Source organism: Acidobacteriota bacterium (assembly GCA_030697165.1).
Classification (GTDB): Bacteria; Acidobacteriota; Vicinamibacteria; order Vicinamibacterales; family UBA2999; genus 12-FULL-67-14b.
Map to the genome: position 1 here is coordinate 72190 of JAUYQQ010000001.1, position 12709 is coordinate 84898.

Below are 12709 nucleotides of genomic sequence, written 5' to 3' on the forward strand. Positions count from 1 at the left end.
TCGAGAAGCGGAGCACGCTCAGTGGCTTACCTCTCTGCGGCGAAGGACGACAAGCGCAAACATTGCCCACCGGTCGGCGCGCCGTTCCAGGCGACGGTCGAGCCAACGCAGGAGTCCACGCGTGGCGCTTGGCATCAGTGTGCGCAGCGACACGCCGCCCGACAGCAGGTAGCGAAGCGGCCAGCCGGGGCGTACCAACTCCACCTGCCACTCAGGGTACTGCCTCTCAAAACGCTCGCGATCGCGCACGAACAGAATCCATGGCAAGGCCCCGTTGGCGGCGGACAGCGGCCCGCCGGCTGGGAAACCCCACTGCGTCGCGGTGGGCTCGAATGGCTCGTGATGCAGATGGCGATAGACCCATTCCGACCAGGGCGACACCCAAGGCTCGATCGCGGTCAGCACGCCACCAGGCTTCACCGTCCGCGCGGCCTCCCGGAGAAACGACTCCACGTCGGAGAGGTGGTGCACGACGTTGGTCATCGCGATCGCGCCGAGCGCGCCGGTCCGGAACGGAAGCTGATGTGCGTCCAGCACGACCTGGGTCGCGGGCGTCGCCCGCACGTCAGACGTGACAATGCCGGGCACATATTCGGCGAGGTAACCGGCACCGCTGCCAATTTCCAGGACCGGATGAGCGGAGCCGATTTGCGCGGCTAACGCGTCATACCATTCCTCGTAAACGTCACGCAGGAGGGGCTTCTGACGGATGATCTGGCGATGAATGGACGGCGCCGCTGGATCGTCGGGGTCGATCGCCTGCGCCAGCGGGTGCGCAAGCGCATTCCTCAGGGCCTGGCCGACGTCACGAAAAGGCGCGGCCATCGCTAGATGAACTTCAGGCGGCGGGCAGCGAACATCGTCATGCGCAGCAGCAGCAGCCCGTGCGCCCAGCGTCGGATGTTGGTGTCGCCGTAGACCCGTTCCCGATAGCGCACAGGCAATTCGACGATCCGGAAGCCCTGCCTGGCCGCGCCGAAAATCAGGTCGAAATCGCCAAACGGGTCGAAGTCCCCAAAATACGCCCGATCCCGCGCGATGGCCTCGTAGTGGGCCCGCCGCAAGACCTTCGTCCCACACAGTGTGTCCTTGAGCGGCTGGCCGAGCAGGAACGAGAACGCGGCCGCAAAGAACTTGTTGCCCATCATGTTGATGAAGCGCATGGCGCGCTTCTCCATGGGATAGACCAGGCGGCTGCCGTTGATGAACTCACCGACGTCATCGACGATCGCGCGGTAAAACTTCGGCAGCACCTCAGGCGGCACCGAGAGGTCGGCGTCGAGGATCATGAGGATCTCGCCGCGCGCTTCGCCGAAGCCCAGCCGCACCGCATCGCCCTTGCCCTTTCCAGACTGCTGGTAGATGCGGATGCTCCGGCTCGCGTGAACGGTTGCGACCCGCTGGATCTCTTCCCAGGTGCCATCGGACGAATGCCCCTCTACGAAGATCAGTTCGTCGTTGGGCCCCATGGCTGGAAGCCGCTGCACCAACGATTCAATGTTGCCCCGCTCGTTCCGCGCGGGCACGATCACCGAGACCGAAGGCGCGGGACCGAGCCGCTGAACCTTGCGCCGGGCGACGGCCACGTTGGCAAGCGACAACAGGCGAAAGCCAGGGAGCGGCGCCAGCCATCGATTGATCAAGTTGCTCAACACCGGCACATATACAGGCACGAGCACGCGCTGCGATTCGGCCACGAGTTCGAAGCCCGAGAGCGCCAGCAGATTCTTGATGTCGGACGGGGAAAGCCAGTTCTGCTCGGGGCCCGTGTCAGCCAGTCCGAGCAGGGAGGCCAGGCGAAAGACAGGCTTCCACAGGCTGCTGTAGTAGGTCAGGACGATGCGGGTATCGGGTGTGCAGACGCCTTGCACGCGCTCGAGCAGATCCTGCACATCGGGCGTAAAGTGCAGGCAGCCATTCAATATCAATCGATCCGGTGGCGCATCACGGAGACTGTCAAAACCGAAAACCTCGGACGACTGAAATGCATCCGGGTTAAGTGGCGCGACGATAGTGACCGGCCGGACGCCGAGGGCCTCCCGAAAGCGTCTCGACGTCGGGCTGATCTCGGCAACCCGCGCGGCGGCCGGCAGGTAATAGGAGGCGTAGTGCGCCAGCAGTCCGTAGAGGTAACGTTTGTGGAAGGTTTGCACGAGGCCAAGCTCAACGCCAGAGTGAGTTTACCATGTCGACCGTCCGCGACCGTTCGTCTGCAACGACAATGATAGACTTTTTGTTCGAATGGAATCCGCCGCCCGAATCTTTGTCGCAGGTCACTCAGGACTGGTTGGCTCGGCGGTGCTCCGCAGGCTTCGCAGCGAGGGCTTCAAGAACATCCTGACCGCGACCAGAGACCAGCTGGACTTGAGGGATCAGGCGGCGGTGAACTACTGGTTCCGCGCCAACCGGCCGGACTACGTGTTTCTGGTCGCCGGCACGGTCGGCGGCATTCTGGCCAATTCCACTCGTCCGGCAGAATTCATTTACGATAATCTCCTGATTCACGCGACCACCGTGCACGCCTCGCACCTGTACGGAGTGACCAAGCTCCTCTATCTCGGCAGCTCCTGCATCTACCCCCGCGACGTCAGTCAACCGATGACTGAGAGCACATTGCTGACCGCACCACTCGAGCCAACGAACGAACCGTACGCCATCGCCAAGATCGCCGGTATCAAGTTGTGCCAGTCGTACCGGACTCAATACGGATCGAACTTTGTGTCGGCGATGCCCAGCAACCTGTATGGTCCGCACGACAACTTCGATCTGGAGTCGGCGCACGTCCTGCCGGCCCTGATGCGGAAATTCCATGAAGCTAAAATCGCGGGGCGTCGCCAGGTGACCATCTGGGGCAGCGGCAAGCCGAGGCGGGAATTGCTGCATGTCGACGATCTCGCCACGGCCTGCGTCTTCCTTATGCATCACTACAACGACGAGAGCCACATCAACGTGGGCTCTGGCGAAGACCTCAGCATCCGGGAGCTGGCGGAAACCATTCAGGCGGTGGTTCATCCCGCAGCAGAACTGGTCTTTGACGAGACCAAACCCGATGGCACCCGGCGGAAGTTACTCGACGTGACGCGGATGAGGTCCCTCGGCTGGCGCCCCACGATTCCGCTTCGCGCCGGTATCGAATCAACATATCGATGGTTCCTCGAGAACCACGCCGCTGATGAGCCACTGGACCGGACGCGGAGCAACGCTTGATACTGCGCGTCGCCTTGTGCGCCGTGGTGCCTGCCGCCTGGCTCGTGCTGGCAGGAATCACACAACAGGCGATGGGGCGGTACTCTCCGTTCGACCCCGACTACTACTACCTGCTGTCCTCCCTGGATCTTGCCGAATCCAAGAGCCTGGGGCTCTTTCAACACCCCGGCACCCCGGCGGCCATTCTCGGCGCCGCGGTCATGACTGGTGAGCAATTGCTGACGGGTTCTGGAGAGGGTGTCCAGGCGGACGTACTGAACCACCCCGAAAGATACCTGGCCCTGCTTCGCATCTGGTCCGCGATCCTCATCGCCTTAGGGCTGGCCGCCGTCGGCGTCGTCACGCTGAGGGCCACCCGAAGTCCCTGGTTGGCCCTGCTCCTCCAGCTTTCCGTCTTCATGTCACCGGTCGTGGTGAACGATTCCGTGGGCCGGTTCAAGCCGGAGCCGGTGCTGCTGTTTGCGTGCTTGCTGTTCGTGGCCGTCATGGTCGCGGCCGTTCGCAGTCCCAACCCGAGCAGCCGCTGGTTCACGATCGCGTTTGGCCTCGCGTGCGGACTCGGCTTGGCCACGAAGTTCACGTTTGCCTCGGTAACGATCGTGCCGTTCCTGCTGGCACGCGGATGGAAACAGAAAGCCGAAGTGATCGCCTGGACCCTGCTGGCATTCTTTCTGTTCACGTTGCCGATTGCCGATCGCTACGACGACCTGCTGATGTGGACCCAGACCAATCTCACCCACACGGGACTCTACGGTAGTGGCGAGCCCGGTTTCGTCGAGACCGACAGCTATCTAGCCGGGGTCGCTGCCCTGGCAAGAGGCAATGCCCTCTTTGGTGCCGTCCTCATCATCGCGCTGGCGGCCATTGCACTCGTTGCCACCAAGGACCGCCAGAGCCAGGACTTCAGGGCCTTGTGCGCGCTCACCGTGTCGCTGATCGTCGGCTTTGCCCTGGTGACCAAGCATGGCTCGTTCGCTGACGCCAATCGCTATTTGTTTTGCTCCTATTGTCTACTGGGACTGACACTTTGGCTGAGCGTGACCACTTATACGAGGCTCAGCTTTGCTACCCCCGCCGTCAGGTACCTGGTCCCCGCCGCCGTCCTCGCGGTGGCAGCCTCGGTCATCACGGTCATGCCACCCAGCCTCTCGGCCCACATCAACCGGCTGCACGCCGCAAAGGCGTCACAACTGGATCGTGACTCCAAGCTGGCGGTACTGGAGGAAGGAACCTGGAAAAACTACGTCCGGATCTACGATCTGGGCACCCAGCGGACGCCGCTGAACGGCTTGTTCCAGGCTTCGTATTATTCGACCAGCCACCTTGAGGCCCTCGGCAGGACGTTCCCAACCACGTACTTCTGCGACTCGGGGAATTGCACGGCGGACAACTGGAAGACCAAGCACATTGTCGGGCTCGATCACCAAGCCATCACGCCGACGGAGCTAATTGCCAGGCATGGCGCACACATCGTCATGATCTACGGCCATACCCCCACCATTGAAGCAGTGAAGTGAACGCGATCAAGCGCGAGGGTTTCTGGCCTTGATGATGACGTTCCAGCCCATCAGGCGTTCGGTCAGGCCGATCGGCAGCAAGCGGAGCGCGCCGGGGATTTCGCTGGTCATCAGCTGGCGCTTGTAGATAACTCGGTTCTCGAACCCGTCGAACACGCGCTTCAGCCGGGCAGCCGTATAGACCTTAACCAGCGGCCGCGCGTCGTTCTGCGAGACCTCGACGTAGCGCGACATGATCTCCGCGATCGAGTGGTTCTTCAACAGGTCGCGATCGAGCCCGAGGGCACCCACCAACTCGCGCCAGTAGTGAACCGAGTGCTCGGCATACATCATGACAATCGCCTTGCCGCCCGGTTTTAGGACGCGTCTGATCTCCGCGACGACCTGGCGAGTGTTCGGCGTGTGGTGGAGCACGCCGTTGGAATAGACGAGATCGAAGGTGTGGTCTTCGAACGGCAGGGTCTCGGCGTCATAGTGCACGAACCGTCCGCGCAGGCCGCGGCGTTCGAAGTTCTCCTGCGCCAGCGCAAGGTGCCCCGCCGACAGGTCGAGGTCAGTAACTCGTGCGCCGTGGCGTGCGAACTGACTCAGATCCGTACCGATGCCGCCGCCGATCTCAAGCACGTCGTGACCGGCGTGCTGATCAAACTCCATCAACGCCGGCATCCACGGAGCGTACGCGCCGTAGCGGTGTGACTCGACTTCCTGGAACCACTCAAGGGTGTGCGGCTCGGTCGTCTTCGCATAGTGCGTGCCGACCGGGTTGTGGTTCCACTGGTCCTGGACGTGCTCCTTGTAGGCATCGCCGGTCGTGACGCGCCCGGGATCGATCGCGGCGCCCGGACCCGCCGGTAGCTCGTCACGAACGAAGCGCCACACGTTGCCAACGTGACGCGCCCAAGTGAACCGGTCGAGCACGGCTTGCCGGGCATTTCGCCCGAGCGACATCGCGACGTCAGCTCGATCCACCAATCCGGTCACGGCATCGACGAGCTCGTCAACGCTGCCAGGTGTGCACAATACGGCGCGTTCTGATCCGACGCGCAGATCTGCCCGCACCAAGTCGGCAGGCTGCAGCGCAGGGGACAGGACCTCGCCCAACTGCTCCAGATCGCTGCCGACGATGCCGGCGCCCATTGCCATGTACTCGAACAACTTGGTCGGTGAGCCGAAGAACTTGCTGTCGACCATGTGGCTGTTGTGTGGCGACACAAACAGGTCGCACGCGCCCAATAGCCGCGCGCCTTCCTGTTGCGGCACCCGGCCGGCGCTGTGGACCCGCGACTGCAGCCCGTGCTGTGCCACCGCTTCGTCCAGCAACGGCTTGTGCGAGCCGTCGCCGATCAACAGGAACTTGGCTTGCGGCGCTCGCGCGCAAATCTTCGGAATCGCCGCCGCAAGGACGTCAATGCCGTGCCAGCCGCCGAAGGTTCCCGAAAATCCGACCACGCGGTCGTCGTCCGTGAAGCCGAGACTGGACCGAACAGCTCTCCGGGCCTCGAGCGGCGGCGGCGCGTATTGCACGGGGTCAGCGCCGTTCGGGTTGACCAGAATCTTCCGCGGGTCGACCTTGCGGGCGATCAGGGAATCCTTCAGCACCTGGGACACGACGGTGATCAGCGTGGCCTGCCTGAAGGCAGCATCTTCGGCGCGCACGAACAACTGCTCGTGCTCGAGGCTGGTGCCGTTGAAGCTGCGGCTCATCGAGATCTCCGATCCGTTGTACTCAAGGATGTAGGGGATGCCGAGTTCGCGACTGACCAGCGCGGCCGCGAAGTTGCCGAGGCACAAGCGCTCGTAGATGTAGGCCGGCCGTTGCATGCCGAACGCCACCTTGAGAATGGGGTAGTAGTGCCACGTCGCGGCGAGCAGCGGAATTTCGGCCGCGGAGTCAGAAGCGGACGGCATCACCACCTGCCGCAGGCCAAACTCGTCCAACATGGCGAAGGGGCTGGCCATCAGGCACGTGAAGCCTTCGGTGACCGCCGCCAGCTCCTTGGCCACGTAGCAGGTGTGCCCGTAACTGCCACCTGAGGTCAGCTGCACCCAATAATCAGTGCGCAGGTAGACACCGGTACCGGGGATCCGATGATCGGTTGCCGGCAGCGGAAAATCTGCCGCGAATGGCACCGGCGCTGCGACCGTGTACAGCTGCCGCAAGGCGTCACTGCAGCGTTCAACGACGTCGGCGCCGGGATCGTGCACTTGCGGCCGAATTAAGCCCGTGAGACGGCGCTGCAGCAGGTCGGTGGTGCAGAACACCCACAGCCGCCAGTAACTGCCGAGCGTGTCTCGATCGATGACCTCGACCGCCTGCTCGGCGGGCCAGTAGAACCACACGCGACGCCGCTGCTTGAGCACTGCGGACGCAAGCCGCAGGTGCGACGAGCCGGGCCAACCGCGCTCCATCGCCACGATCACGCCCAGCAGGTCAGGCCGCCTGGCGAGTTCTCCCAGCGGGTCAAGGCACGTCGCGAGCGGACCCAGGCGAATCGCCAAGTGGTGCCGCTCGGTCGTCCCCGCCAGCCCCGCCTCGGTAACCGTCGTCGCGGCGCCCAGGTTGGACGCGACGTAGAGGCACGAGTCCATGCCCTGGCTCATCCTCGAGGTTTGGTCGCCTTGATGATGATGTTCCACCCCACGAGCTTGCCGAGGGGACCCACCGGCAGCCATTGCATGGGTTCGGGCAACTCCGATGTGACCATCTGGCGCTTGAAGAACTGGTGCCCGGAAAAGTCCTTGAACATGCGACGGAGACGGCGAGCCCCGTAAACCTTGACCAGTGGCCGCGCGTCATTCTTGGTGATCTCGACGCGGCGAGACATGATCTCGCCGATCGAGTACCGCTGCAGCATGCCGCGCTTCCACCCCTGCTCCCACACCAGGCGATACCAGTAGTGCCAGGAGTGCTCGGCGTAGAGCATGATGATCGCCTTGCCTCCGGGCTTGAGCACGCGGCGGATCTCGCCGACGACACGTTCGGTGTTCGGGGTGTGGTGGATCACGCCGTTGCTGTAAACCACATCAAAGGTATTGTCCGCGAACGGTAACGTCTCGGCGTCGTGATGCACGAACTCCCCTGTCAATCCTCGCAGGGCGAAGTTCTCGCGCGCGTGACCCAGGTGGCCGGCCGAGAGGTCCACGTCGGTGACAATGCTGCCGTGACGGGCGAACTGACTGAGGTCGGTGCCGAGACCGCCGCCGATTTCCAGCACTTTCTCGCCAGCGTGACGGTCGTATTCCATGACCTCGGGCATCCAAGGTGCGTACTCGGCGTAGCGGTACCGCTCCACCTCCTTATACCAATCGAGGGTGCGCGACGGGTTCTCCGTGGCGTAGTGGCTCCCGACCGGATTGTTGTTCCACTGGTCCTGAACCTCTTCTTTGTACTCATCGCCCGTGCGCACCCGGTCCAACTTGTCCCCGCCGGGCGCGGCCGAGACGGCAGCCTTCCCCACGCGAACGGCCGCCGGCGCGGCCTCACCGGCGAGGAACCGCCAGACATTGGCGACGTGCCGCTGCCAGGAGTACGAGTCGAGCACGGCCTGCCGGGCGTTGCGGCCAAGGGCCGCCGCGAGCGCCGGGCGCTCTGCCAACGAGACGACGGCTTCGACGAACTCCGTGACATCGCCCGGGACGCACAACACGGCGCGCTCATTGGTCACTTGCAATCCGGGCTTGAGGAAGTCCTCGACGCGAAGGGCCGGGGACAGCACTTCGCCAAGTTGCTCGAGGTCGCTGCCGACAATGCCCCCGCCGACGGCCATGTACTCGAACAGCTTGGTCGGCGAGCCGAAGAACTTGCTGTCAACCATGTGGCTGTTGTGCGGTGACACAAACAGATCGCACGCCGGCAGCATGCGCGCGCCGTCCTGCTGCGGGACGCGGCCCACGCTGCGCACGTGGTAGGCCAGGTCGCGCTCGGCCACGACGTTATCGATCAGGTGCTTGTGGGTGCCGTCTCCAATGAGGAGGAAGCGAAGGCGGGGGGCGCGCGCGCAGATCGCCGGAATGGCATTCGCGAGCACATCGATGCCGTGCCAACCGCCGAAGGTGCCGGTAAAGCCGACCACGCAGTCATCGGCCGCGAAGCCCAACTCGTCGCGCAACTCCTGGCGGGCTGAACCGGTGAGCGGCGCATAGGCCACCGGATCGGCACCGTTCGGATTCACCAGAATCTTCGCCGGATTTACCCCTCGGGCAATCAATGAATCGCGCACGACCTCCGAGACCACGCTGATCATCGTGGCCTGCCTGAACGCGGCGTCCTCCGCCTTGATAAACACGTCCTCGTGAGTCAGACCCACGCCGCCAAAGCTGCGGGTCATCGAAATCTCGGACCCGTTGTACTCAACGATGTAGGGAATCCCAAGTTCGAGGCTGAGCGCGGCGCCGCAGAAGTTGCCCATGCACAGCCGCTCGTAAATATACGCGGGACGCAGTGCCTCCATGGCCAGCTTGAGCTGCGGATAGTAGACCCAGTGTGCCCTGAGCAAATCTGTTTCGTTACTCGTTTCCGATGCCGGTGGCAAGACCACTTGGCGCAGGCCATAGTCGTCGAGCATGGCGAAGCGGCTTCCCATGAAGCACACGAAGCGCTCGGTGACCGCCGCCAGTTCCTTCGCCACGTAGCAGGTGTGGCCGTAGCTGCCACCGGAGGAGATCTTTGCCCAGTAGTCCGTGCGCAAGTAGACGCCAACGCCAGCGATGCGATGCGCCGCATCCGGCAGGCCGACATCCATTGTGACGGGCGCAATCGCCTCGAGCAACTGGTCCAGCGCCAACCGCGAGCGCTCGGCGAAGTAAACTTCCGCCGGTGGTAACTCCACGGGCAGAGGCGAGGCGACCGGCGCCGCGACCGCGTCTTCATAGCCTGGCGGATACTCGAAGGCGGCGTCACTCGCCGCGCGATACATCCGCCGCACCACCAGGTACAAGCGGTACGGAGCGGTGATCCGGCGCCACAGCGCGCGACCGGCGCGCAGGATGGTCACGAACAGCCAGAGGTTCCAGTAGCTGCGCAACCGGTCCCGATCAAGGCACTCACACGCCGCCTCGTTGGGCCAGTAGAACCACGCCCGGCGGCCACGACTTAGGACCTTGGCGGCCAGGGTCAGGTGGGATTGGCCTGGCCACCCTCGCTCCATCTCGATGATGACGCCGGCGAGACTGGGAAGGCGGTCAAGCTCGGCCAACGGATCCGCGCACGGTGGCATTGGCGCGCGAGGAATCACCAAACGGTGCCGTTCCGTCGTGTTCTCCAGGCCATCACAGTCGACGACCCGGGACGCCTTCAACTCCGTCGTCAGGAAGAGGCACATTGCCATGCCTATTCGCCCCCTTCCGTTCGATGGTGCAGGAGGTCTTCGACATGCAGCGACACCGCGGTCGTCTCGATGATTTCGTCGAACGAGATCGGGGCGGCACCGCCGGTGGCGATCGCGTCACCCAGCAGGCTGAACTCCTCCGCGTGGCCCTTGTCGGGATCGCTGCTCTGCCACATCACGTTCCCGTCGCTGGCGCGGGTGAGCTTCTGGAAGTTGTCCACGACATAGGCGTCGCCGTCGCAGAACACCTCGATGCGTTCCTTGCTCATGCCGGTCTTCGGCCCGAGCGCAGTGTAGACGAGGGTCGCGACGCTGCCGTCCTCGTAGCTGATCGTCGCGGAGAAGTTATCGTTACGCAGATACGGCAAGGTGCCGGGATCGATCGAGGCCGCCGAAATCGAGCGCACCGGCGAACCGGTCAGCGACCGGAACACGTCATACATGTGGCACGCCTCGCCGATGTTGCGGCCACCACCTTGTGAGCCTTGCACCCAGCTGTCCATCGGAATGTAGCCGCCATTGAGCCGGTATTCGATCATCAGCGGCGCGCGGCGACCGGCCACGGCTTTTTTGATCTCGGTGACGGCCGGCGAGAAGCGCCGGTTGAACCCGACCATCAGCAGTGGCTTGTGCTCCAGGCTGTTGTAGGCCTTGACTACCTCGTCCAGCCCCTGCCAGGAAATCGCCAGCGGCTTCTCGACGAACACGTGCTTGCCGGCCTGGAGGCTTTCAATCACGGGGCCGACGTGCTCGTGGTGGCGGGTCGCGATCACCATTAAGTGGAACGACGGATCATCGAGGACGGTCTTGAGCTCGGACGCGAGCACCTCGACACCGTTCTCGCGCGCGAAGTTGCCGCCCTGCGCGTTGTTGCGGGTCACCACACCGCGGAGAAAGAAGCGGTCTTTCCGCTTCTTCATCTGCGGCACCAGCATCGCCATGCCGAACGCGCCGGCACCGACCAGCGCGTAGTTGATCAGTTCCGGGTTGGGCGGCTTGTGGCCACGCACCGTGATGCGCGTCGAATCCGCCGGCTCCGGCAGCGTGCGCGCATCATCGGGGTAACGAATCAGCACGCCCAGTGGCGGCTTGGCTCCGGCAGCAAGTTCCTTGTACGCGGCCGTCGCCTCGTCCACCGTGATCACGCGATCGATCAGGGCATCGAGATTGACCCGGCCGGAGCCGATCAACTCGAGATAGGACTGCATGTTGCGATTGAGCGTCCACCGCACGTAGGCAAAGGGATAATCGCGCCCGTCGGTCTCGTAGTTCGAGTCGTAGCGGCCGGGACCGTACGAGGTGCTCATCAGCAGGTCGATTTCCTTGCGATAGAACACCGCGCGCTGCACGTTCAGGCCGACGTCGCCGACGATGACGACGGCGCCCTTGGCGCGGGTGATGTCCATGGAGAGGTTGACGACGGAGTCGGATCGCGTGGCGGCGGTCATCAGGGTCTTGTCAACGCCTCGTCCTTCGGTGAGATCCCTCACCAGCGCCTTGAACGCCTCGGGATCCGACGCGCCCGCATCCATCCCGAGTGCCTTCGCGCGCGCCACGCGCTCGGCATCGAGGTCGAGACCAATCACCGTGCAACCGGCACTGCGCAGCAACTGCACCGTGATCTGGCCGATCAGCCCGAGGCCGAGCACCGCGATGCGCTCGCCCAGCTGCGGCGTAGCGCGACGGACCCCCTGCAACGCGATCGACCCAATCGTGGCCGACGCCGCCGCGCTGGTCGCGCAACCAGTGGGAATCTTGCAGACCAGGTTGCGCTTCACGTTGACGAAGTCAGCGTGATTCGCGGCGCCGGCGCCGGCGCATGCCACGAGATCACCGGGAACGAGATCGGAGATGCCCTCACCCACCGCCACGACCTCGCCCGAGACCGAGTAGCCGACGTTCCAGCCGGTCTGGTCCATCTCGCTGTACGGCAGCCCCCCCGGCGTGGCCGGCGCCATCTGCACGTCGACGGTATCAACCGTGACCGCCGACGGCCCGCCATTGGAATTGGCGATCACCACCGTCACCTGTCGAGAAGACCCCGGATCGAAAATCAGGTAGTCCTCGAAACGGCCCGCGTCGAACGTCTTCGACCCCATCCAGGCCTGGCGGCCTTCGTTGAGGATGCCGATGGCGATCGCTCCTGAGTGAACCGTGCCGGCCACCCGAATCAGCGGCACCAGTCCTTCTGGCACCGCCAGCTCGCGCGTCATCACCTGGTACCCGGCCGCGGAATCGTCCGTGCTGATCTCGAGCCGCCCGTCCTGCGCCGTGAACTTGACGGCGTTCGCCTGGGTCCACTGCAGGTCGCCGGTGCTGACGACGGGCGCGAGCGTCTGCTTCGCCTCGGGCTTCATCTGCGCCAACTGCCGGCGCGCGATGGAGGCCAAACGGCGGGCCGCCTTTTCGGGATCGCGCCACGACGCCTTCAGGTAGTGGGTCGCGAGGCTGGCGTAAGCAGCCCCCTTCTCAACGGCACTGGCATTCTCGGACGTCGGCGCCAGGGGCGCCTTCAGCGGCGCCAACTCGGTGCCGACGCTGATCAGCGAATAGTGGACCCGCACCAGCACACTGCCCGCTTCGACCGCGGGCCTCGGCACACGGGCGACCACCGCCCCGCTGCTGTTCATCAAGATCTGACGCATACGCTTCTCGTCC

General features: G+C 64.1%; 7 protein-coding genes. 2 read left to right on the forward strand and 5 right to left on the reverse strand.

Annotated features, from left to right (window positions below; all coding sequences use genetic code 11):
* Positions 1-18: 18 nt before the first annotated feature.
* Both Q8T13_00285 and Q8T13_00290 read right to left on the reverse strand, forming a co-directional pair.
* Positions 19-825, reverse strand: coding sequence for a class I SAM-dependent methyltransferase (locus tag Q8T13_00285; protein MDP3716187.1), 807 nt, complete (start codon positions 823-825; stop codon positions 19-21).
* Positions 826-827: 2 nt separating this feature from the next.
* The gene (locus tag Q8T13_00290; GenBank protein MDP3716188.1) at positions 828-2153 is read right to left on the reverse strand and encodes a glycosyltransferase family 2 protein; all 1326 of its coding nucleotides are present in this window, start codon (positions 2151-2153) and stop codon (positions 828-830) included.
* Positions 2154-2241: 88 nt separating this feature from the next.
* On the opposite strand from Q8T13_00290, the gene Q8T13_00295 reads away from it, so the two are divergent.
* Positions 2242-3207, forward strand: a complete 966-nt coding sequence (locus Q8T13_00295; GenBank protein MDP3716189.1) for a GDP-L-fucose synthase — start codon at positions 2242-2244, stop codon at positions 3205-3207.
* A gap of 14 nt (positions 3208-3221) precedes the next feature.
* Positions 3222-4724 carry a hypothetical protein gene (locus tag Q8T13_00300; protein MDP3716190.1) on the forward strand — a complete coding sequence of 501 codons (1503 nt, stop codon included), beginning with the start codon at positions 3222-3224 and terminating at the stop codon, positions 4722-4724.
* 6 nt (positions 4725-4730) lie between these two features.
* On the opposite strand, the gene Q8T13_00305 is transcribed toward Q8T13_00300, so the two are convergent.
* The 3 genes from Q8T13_00305 to Q8T13_00315 are packed head-to-tail and all read right to left on the reverse strand — an operon-like array spanning position 4731 to position 12696.
* Positions 4731-7313: a methyltransferase domain-containing protein gene (locus Q8T13_00305; GenBank protein ID MDP3716191.1), complete on the reverse strand. Its 2583-nt coding sequence runs from the start codon at positions 7311-7313 to the stop codon at positions 4731-4733.
* A gap of 8 nt (positions 7314-7321) precedes the next feature.
* A complete protein-coding gene (locus tag Q8T13_00310) occupies positions 7322-10051 on the reverse strand; it encodes a methyltransferase domain-containing protein (GenBank protein MDP3716192.1) in 2730 nt (909 codons plus the stop codon).
* A gap of 2 nt (positions 10052-10053) precedes the next feature.
* Positions 10054-12696, reverse strand: coding sequence for a bi-domain-containing oxidoreductase (locus Q8T13_00315; GenBank protein ID MDP3716193.1), 2643 nt, complete (start codon positions 12694-12696; stop codon positions 10054-10056).
* Positions 12697-12709: the final 13 nt, after the last annotated feature.

Bases quoted from the DNA above. Each gene is read 5' to 3' on its own strand.
- Q8T13_00285 (MDP3716187.1), bottom strand. From the start codon at position 825: ATGGCCGCGCCTTTTCGTGACGTCGGCCAGGCCCTGAGGAATGCGCTT.
- Q8T13_00295 (MDP3716189.1), top strand. From the start codon at position 2,242: ATGGAATCCGCCGCCCGAATCTTTGTCGCAGGTCACTCAGGACTGGTT.
- Q8T13_00305 (MDP3716191.1), bottom strand. From the start codon at position 7,313: ATGGACTCGTGCCTCTACGTCGCGTCCAACCTGGGCGCCGCGACGACG.
- Q8T13_00310 (MDP3716192.1), bottom strand. From the start codon at position 10,051: ATGGCAATGTGCCTCTTCCTGACGACGGAGTTGAAGGCGTCCCGGGTC.
- Q8T13_00315 (MDP3716193.1), bottom strand. From the start codon at position 12,696: ATGCGTCAGATCTTGATGAACAGCAGCGGGGCGGTGGTCGCCCGTGTG.